The 7,052-nt window shown below is 31.5% G+C and carries 6 protein-coding genes and 1 pseudogene; 1 reads left to right on the top strand and 6 read right to left on the bottom strand.

Annotated elements, in window-relative coordinates:
- From rodA to purH, 6 genes are all read right to left on the bottom strand, one after another.
- Positions 1-675: rod shape-determining protein RodA (gene rodA / locus ACIQ2I_RS06985; protein ID WP_396181709.1), on the bottom strand; the 675-nt coding region annotated here is incomplete at its 3' end.
- 54 nt (positions 676-729) lie between these two features.
- On the bottom strand, positions 730-2,697 hold the full coding sequence (gene mrdA / locus ACIQ2I_RS06980; RefSeq protein WP_396181708.1) for a penicillin-binding protein 2: 1,968 nt from the start codon (positions 2,695-2,697) through the stop codon (positions 730-732).
- Positions 2,694-3,200 (bottom strand): rod shape-determining protein MreD, encoded by a 507-nt coding sequence (locus ACIQ2I_RS06975; protein WP_396181707.1) that lies wholly within the window; start codon positions 3,198-3,200, stop codon positions 2,694-2,696. Before ACIQ2I_RS06975 ends, mrdA begins: the two co-directional genes overlap by 4 nt.
- Positions 3,200-4,036, bottom strand: a complete 837-nt coding sequence (mreC, locus tag ACIQ2I_RS06970) for a rod shape-determining protein MreC (RefSeq protein ID WP_396181706.1) — start codon at positions 4,034-4,036, stop codon at positions 3,200-3,202. The genes ACIQ2I_RS06975 and mreC overlap by 1 nt, the downstream gene beginning before the upstream one ends.
- A gap of 11 nt (positions 4,037-4,047) precedes the next feature.
- Positions 4,048-5,076, bottom strand: coding sequence for a rod shape-determining protein (locus ACIQ2I_RS06965; protein ID WP_291240904.1), 1,029 nt, complete (start codon positions 5,074-5,076; stop codon positions 4,048-4,050).
- Between the two features lie 142 nt (positions 5,077-5,218).
- Entirely contained in the window at positions 5,219-6,745 is a 1,527-nt protein-coding gene (purH, locus tag ACIQ2I_RS06960) for a bifunctional phosphoribosylaminoimidazolecarboxamide formyltransferase/IMP cyclohydrolase (protein WP_396181705.1), read from the bottom strand.
- A 156-nt stretch (positions 6,746-6,901) separates the two neighbouring features.
- On the opposite strand from purH, the pseudogene ACIQ2I_RS06955 reads away from it, so the two are divergent.
- Positions 6,902-7,052: pseudogene (locus ACIQ2I_RS06955) on the top strand (ABC transporter permease); the annotation flags it as partial.

Genomic DNA, 7,052 nt, shown 5'->3' with positions numbered 1-7,052 from the left:
AATCAGTCGATTAAATATAAAATGAATCACCATAAATATTCCAATAAATGAAATTAAGTAAATGGGTTTTATTATTAGCGCTAAAAGGAAAGTGGCAATTGAAATGGCTCCAGTCCACAAATACCAAACAGGTAATCCTTCTCTGAATAAGACAAATATTAAGGATAAAAAAATCATGGCACTTCCTGTATCTGGTTGTAATAAAATTAACAAAACAGGAAGTCCAATAATTGCAAACGCTATATATTGAAAATTCTTTTTAGCTAAATTTACTTGCGCATCACTCAAATATTTTGATAAAAGCAAAGCTACAGCAGTTTTAACAAATTCTGAAGGTTGAAACCCAAAACTTCCAAATTGGTACCAGTTGGTTTGCCCTTTTTTGCTCACTCCAAATACAAATAACCCCAAAAGTAAGGCAATTCCAATTCCATAAAATACTGAAGAAAATCGTTCAAAAATTTTTGAATCTATAAATAGAATAGAAAATATTATTGGTACAGAAATAAGCATGAAAATCATTTGCCTTCCATAATTTAAACTAAAATCAAAAGTATATTCTTGATTAGCAGGAACGGTAACAGAATATATAGTCATCCATCCAAATACTACAAGGATGAAGTATAATAAAACGGTTATCCAATCGATGGAATTACTAATATCTTGGTTTTTCATTTGTGTTTATTTTCCGTTTTGCTTTGGAAATATTTTGGATGTTTAAAAATATAATTATTTTTTGTTTACCGTCACTTTTTTCTTTTCTGTTTCTTTTTTCTTTTCTGTTTCTGCTTCTTTTTTAGATTTTAATTTCATTCGAATCGAATCTGTTTTATCTAATTTTGGCTTGTAAATAGAATCTTTACTTGGATAAAGTTTTCGATATTGCCAATTTAAGTTTCCTTCTAACATTCTTTTTTCTAAGTCTGTACGAGTAATTTTTTTATTTAAATATTTTTCAATCATCAGTGTAGCTATAGGTCCTGCCCAAGTATTTCCAAAATGCCCATTTTCAACAATCACTGCAATAGCAATTTTAGGCCGTATTCTAGGTGCAAAAGCTACAAATTCAGAATGATCTTCTAATTGTACTCGCTTTCCATTTATTTTAGCAAAATTTTCAGCAGTTCCTGTTTTTCCACAAATTTCCATACCTTCAATGCCCAATCCAAAAGCCGTCCCTCTGTTGTAAACATCAAACAAACCATTTACTATTGCGTCAAAATGCCTTCTGTTAATAGTTGTAACATGTTTGGTGGTGTATTTTGAATCTATTTTTTTCCCTTTTATAGTTTTGATAATGTGAGGGGTGTAATAATATCCTCTATTAGCAATAGTTGCCATCATATTTGCCAATTGTATTGGCGTCATAGAAACTTCACCTTGACCAATTGAATTTGAAATAATAGTAGTAGAACGCCAACCACCATTTGGATAAAAATGCTCATAAAATTTTGAGGTAGGAATATGTCCTTTTCTTCCAGGAGGTAAATCGTATCCCATAAATTTTCCTAAACCAAAACTTTTTAGGTGATTAGCCCATGCGTCAACGCCGTCTTTTGGTCTTTTGTATTTCTCAATTGTGCGTTTATAAACGTTTGCAAAATAGGTATTGCAAGATTTATAAATTCCAAAATTTAATTGTATCACGCCGCCCGGACAGTGACAACGCATAAACGCCCCACGACCATATGAAAATCCATGATTACACGTAAATGACGTTTGGGTATCAATTACCCCTTCTTGCAAACCTACTAAACCTGTAAGAATTTTAAATGGAGAGCCTGGAGGAAATTCTCCTAATAAGCCCCTGTCGAATAAAGGTTTAGCAATGGAATCATTATATAATTTTGTATAATTTTTTGAACGTTGTCTGCCAACTAATAAAGCTGGATCATAAGAAGGCGCGGTTATTAAGGCTAAAATTTCACCAGTACTAGGCTCAATAGCTACAATTCCGCCACGTTTGTTTACCATTAATTCTTCGCCGTATTTTTGTAATTCTCCATCAATAGCTAAAATTACATCGCTACCTTGTTTTGCAATGGTATCAAATTTCCCTTCTTTATAAGAACCAATTTCTCTATTGTGTTTGTCTTTTAGAATATATTTCACACCTTTTACACCACGTAACATTTCTTCGTAAGCTTCTTCAACACCTTGTCTGCCAATTAAATCGCCGCTTTTATAATAAGGATTGTCTTTTATAATAGCATCATTTACTTGAGTAATAAATCCGAAAATATTAGCACCATGTTTTGTTTGATACTCTCTTAAAGATCGTTTTTGAATATAAAAACCATTGTATTTTCTTATTTTTTCTTGAAAACCAGCAAATTCCATTTTATTTAATTGTGAAAGAAAAAGGGAGGGTAATCTTGGACTATAAATTTTGGCTTTACCAATTTTTTCTAAAAATTCATCTTTTGTAATTTGAAGTATTTTACAAAATTCAAGTGTATCAATATCTTTTACTTCTTTTGGAACAACCATAATATCATAAGATGGCTGATTGGCTACTAACAGTTTTCCGTTTCGGTCATAAATATAACCTCTTTCAGGGAAATCGAATTTTATTTTTATGGCATTATTTTCCGATTTTATTTTTAAAGTATCATCAATAATTTGTAAATAAAAAAGACGAACCAATAACAGGATAGCTGATATAATGATAAGGGTTGGTAACAAAGTCTTTCTCATCGTTTATTAGGTTTAATCAAGTAAATACTAATAATGCATATTGCAAATGTGAAAATGGTGCTTAAAATTGTACGCGAGATAATTTCAAAAAACAAATCCAATCGATATAATTCTAAACAAAAAAGTATAAAATGATGAAATACTATTGCAGATATGATAAAAGTAAATCGATCTACAGATAATTTATCAGCAATTCTGATGGTCTGGTATTCATAACTCAATCCAAATGCAAATTTTAAGAAAAAAGGTCTAAAGTATGCTAAAAGTAATGAGGCGGTTGCATGAACACCACCACTGTCACAAAACAAATCCATAGTTAAACCCAAACAAAAACTTGCGGCAATAAAACCAGATTTATTTGAGTTAATTGGATATAAAATAATAAAAAGTATGTATAAATAAGGATTGATCCAACCTGCTAATTTCACCTGTTCAAGCACAACAATTTGTATTGTTAGTAAAACAATAAAACGAATTAAATTTAAAATGAAGTTACTATTCATTATTGCTTTGATGGATCTTTTTCTGTTTCTGCTTCTAATGTTTCTTTCTCTTTTTTCTTCTTATTTTCAATAACATATACATAGCCAAGTGACGTCATGTCGTTGAAAAGTCTTACATTGATTACGAATTTGTTACTGGTTTTTTCTGCAAATATTTGCTCAATTTTTCCAATTGGAATATTTTCAGGAAATATGGCAGATTGCGCTCCAGTAACAATAGTATCACCTTTTTTTAATGTCGCTAATTTTGGTACATCAATAAGTTGCACATATCCGGCATTTTTACCATCCCAAGTAATTGAGCCAAAATGATCCGAATTTTTAATTTTTCCGTTTAAGGGATTTTTCGTGTGCAGAATACTAATAACTGTAGCGTAATTTTTAGAAGTTTTTTCTATAATTCCTACTACACCTTTATCGCTAATAACTGCCATATCGGTTTTCAGACCTTCGAAAAACCCTTTGCTTAATGTTAGAAAGTTTTCTTGTTTGGTATAAGAATTCTTTATCACTTTTGCTTGTCTTACTACAAAATCCGATAAAATATTTGGAACTACAATTTTGCTTTCTAAAAGGGTATCTTTTTTATTGAATAAAATTTCTTTTAATCGGGCATTTTCTCTGGCTAAATCTTCGTTTTTTTGTTGCAGTCCAAAGTATTCTTTTACACTGTTTATTTGGCTATACGTATAACCTGAAAAAGCATTTGAAGAATTAATATACTGGCTTCTATGGTAAGAATGTGATTTAATTGTAAGCGTTAATGAAATACCCAAAAGCAGCAAAAACAGCAATTTATAGCTGTTTTTAATAAGAAAAATTATTATTTGCTGCATGTATTACGTGCTTATTTAATTAAAATATTTTTGTACTTCGCTAAGTTTTTGAGCGTCATTCCAGTTCCTCTTACAACCGCTCTTAATGGGTCTTCGGCGATGTACACTGGTAAATCCGTTTTTAATGAAATCCGTTTGTCTAAACCTCTAAGCATTGATCCACCACCAGCTAAATAAATACCAGTATTGTAAATATCTGCTGCTAATTCTGGAGGTGTTTGAGACAACGTTTCCATAATAGCGTCTTCAATTCTTTGAATAGATTTATCTAATGCTTTGGCAATTTCTCTGTAAGAAACGTCCACTTGTTTTGGTTTTCCTGTTAATAAATCACGCCCTTGAACCGACATGTCTTCAGGAGGACTTTCTAAGTCTTCGATTGCGGCACCAATTTGTATTTTAATTTTTTCTGCAGTAGTTTCTCCCACAAATAAATTGTGTTGTGTTCTCATGTAATAAATGATATCGTTGGTAAATACGTCACCAGCAATTTTTACAGATTTATCACAAACAATACCTGCTAAAGCAATCACGGCAATTTCTGTAGTTCCACCACCTATATCTACAATCATGTTTCCTTTCGGTTGCATAATGTCAATTCCAATACCAATTGCCGCAGCCATTGGTTCGTGAATTAAATACACTTCTTTTCCGTTAACACGTTCTGCAGATTCTTTTACAGCTCGCATTTCCACTTCTGTAATTCCAGAAGGAATACAAATTACCAAACGAAGTGCAGGAGTAAAAAGTTTTTTCTTTAATGCAGGAATGCTTTTAATTAACATTTGAAGCATTTTTTCAGACGCATCAAAATCGGCAATTACGCCATCTTTTAGTGGACGAATTGTTTTTATATTTTCGTGGGTTTTTCCTTGCATCATGTTGGCTTCTTTTCCAACAGCAATTATTTTCCCAGTTATTCGATCTCTCGCAACAATTGAAGGACAGTCTATAACAACTTTATCGTTGTGAATTATTAGTGTATTTGCGGTACCAAGGTCAATTGCAATGTCCTCAGTCATAAAGTCAAAAAATCCCATATTTATTAGAAGGGTTTAGTATTTTGTGTAAATCTATTCAACTAACAAAAGTATAAAATAAAATTGGAATTATTTAAAATAAAAACGCATTAAAAAAATATTTTTTAATGCGTTTTAAAATAGCTTTTTTTTTTAGCGTTTTTTAGTGTTTAAAATGGCGCACACCAGTCATCACCATCGCCACATTATTAGCGTTACAATAGGAAATACTTAATTCGTCCTTTATAGAACCTCCTGGCTGAATAATAGCTGTAATTCCTGCTTTATTTGCAATTTCTACACAGTCTGGAAATGGAAAAAAAGCATCACTTGCCATAACTGCTCCAGTTAAATCGAAATCAAACGTTTTGGCTTTTTCAATCGCTTGATTTAAGGCGTCTACTCTCGAGGTTTGTCCAGTTCCAGAAGCGCATAATTGGCGATTTTTTGCAAAAACAATGGTATTTGATTTGGTATGTTTACATATTTTTGAAGCGAATAATAAATCTTCAATTTCTTCTGCTGTTGGTGCAGTTTTCGTGGCCGTTTTCAATATTTCTACGGAATCGGTAATGTTATCTTTATCTTGAACTAAAACGCCATTTAAACAAGTTCGAATATTTTTAGCAGGTAAAGCAACATCGTTAATTACTAATATGATTCGGTTCTTTTTTTCTTCTAAAATTTCAATAGCTTCTTGTTCGTAGGAAGGGGCAATAACCACTTCGCAAAACAATTTATTTATTTCTTCTGCGGTAGCCAAATCAATGTTTCCATTTGCAATCAGTACGCCACCAAATGCGGAAGTAGGATCGCCAGCTAAAGCATCTAAATAAGCTTCTTTCATAGTAGCTCTTGTAGCTATACCACAAGCGTTATTGTGTTTTAAAATCGCAAAAGTAGGGTCGTTATGTTTAAATTCATTAATTAAATTAACCGAGGCATCAACATCCAACAAATTATTGTATGATAGTTCTTTTCCGTGTAATTTTGTAAACATTTTATCAAAATCACCAAAGAAAAATCCTTTTTGATGTGGGTTTTCACCATAACGCAATATTTGTCCTTTTTCCTCGCTAATTTTTAAATATATGTCTTCAGTATTGAAATAATTAAAAATAGCAGTGTCATAATTTGATGAGGTATGAAAGGCTTTTGTAGCTAATAATTTTCTTTGTTCAATAGAAGTAGCACCTTGATTTTCAGTATAAAAATTTAAAAAAGTAGCATATTCATCCACTGATGCTACAATTACGGTATCTTTAAAATTTTTAGCTGCTGCGCGAATTAATGAAATCCCACCAATATCAATTTTTTCAATACTATCTCCTTCACTGGCCCCAGAAGCTACTGTTTTTTCAAACGGATATAAATCCACAATTACCAAATCAATTTGCGGAATATTAAATTCTGTCATTTGTGCCACATCGCCTTCATGATCCTGACGGTTTAAAATACCACCAAATATCTTCGGATGCAATGTTTTTACTCTTCCGCCTAAAATAGAAGGATAAGAAGTTACATCTTCTACAGCCACAACAGGAACTTGCAAACTTTTAATAAAATCTTCAGTTCCACCTGTAGAATAAATAGTTACATTATTTTGGTGAAGGGCTTTGATGATAGGTTCTAAACCCGTTTTATCAAATACAGAAATTAATGCTGATTTAATTTGTTTTGTGTGAGTCATTATGTTGTTGTTTGTTTTGAACTGCAAAAGTAACAATTTGAATAAGATAATCCAATAAATCCATTCTGTAAATGAGTAACATTTTCAAATAATTTTCCAGTAAAAATTGTAACAAATAGTGGCTTTTGACTACAAATATTGAAGATATTAATTTTTATGATACTATATATACGTTTACTTAAAGAAAGTTTTGCTTTTGCTTTTAATGCTTTGAGAAGTAATAAATTACGAACATTTCTTTCTCTACTTGGAGTAACTGTTGGGATTTTTTCTATTATTGCTGTTTTAGCGGCAGTTGATTCTTTGA

Source organism: Flavobacterium sp. (assembly GCF_044368995.1).
Classification (GTDB): Bacteria; Bacteroidota; Bacteroidia; order Flavobacteriales; family Flavobacteriaceae; genus Flavobacterium.
The sequence above is the reverse complement of the archived record's forward strand: the minus strand, read 5'-3'. Positions and strand labels throughout refer to the sequence as shown.

Excerpts from the sequence above, each read along its gene's own strand:
- mrdA (WP_396181708.1), bottom strand. The coding sequence starts at position 2,697 with ATGAGAAAGACTTTGTTACCAACCCTTATCATTATATCAGCTATCCTG.
- ACIQ2I_RS06965 (WP_291240904.1), bottom strand. The coding sequence starts at position 5,076 with ATGGGATTTTTTGACTTTATGACTGAGGACATTGCAATTGACCTTGGT.
- ACIQ2I_RS06975 (WP_396181707.1), bottom strand. The coding sequence starts at position 3,200 with ATGAATAGTAACTTCATTTTAAATTTAATTCGTTTTATTGTTTTACTA.
- mreC (WP_396181706.1), bottom strand. The coding sequence starts at position 4,036 with ATGCAGCAAATAATAATTTTTCTTATTAAAAACAGCTATAAATTGCTG.
- purH (WP_396181705.1), bottom strand. The coding sequence starts at position 6,745 with ATGACTCACACAAAACAAATTAAATCAGCATTAATTTCTGTATTTGAT.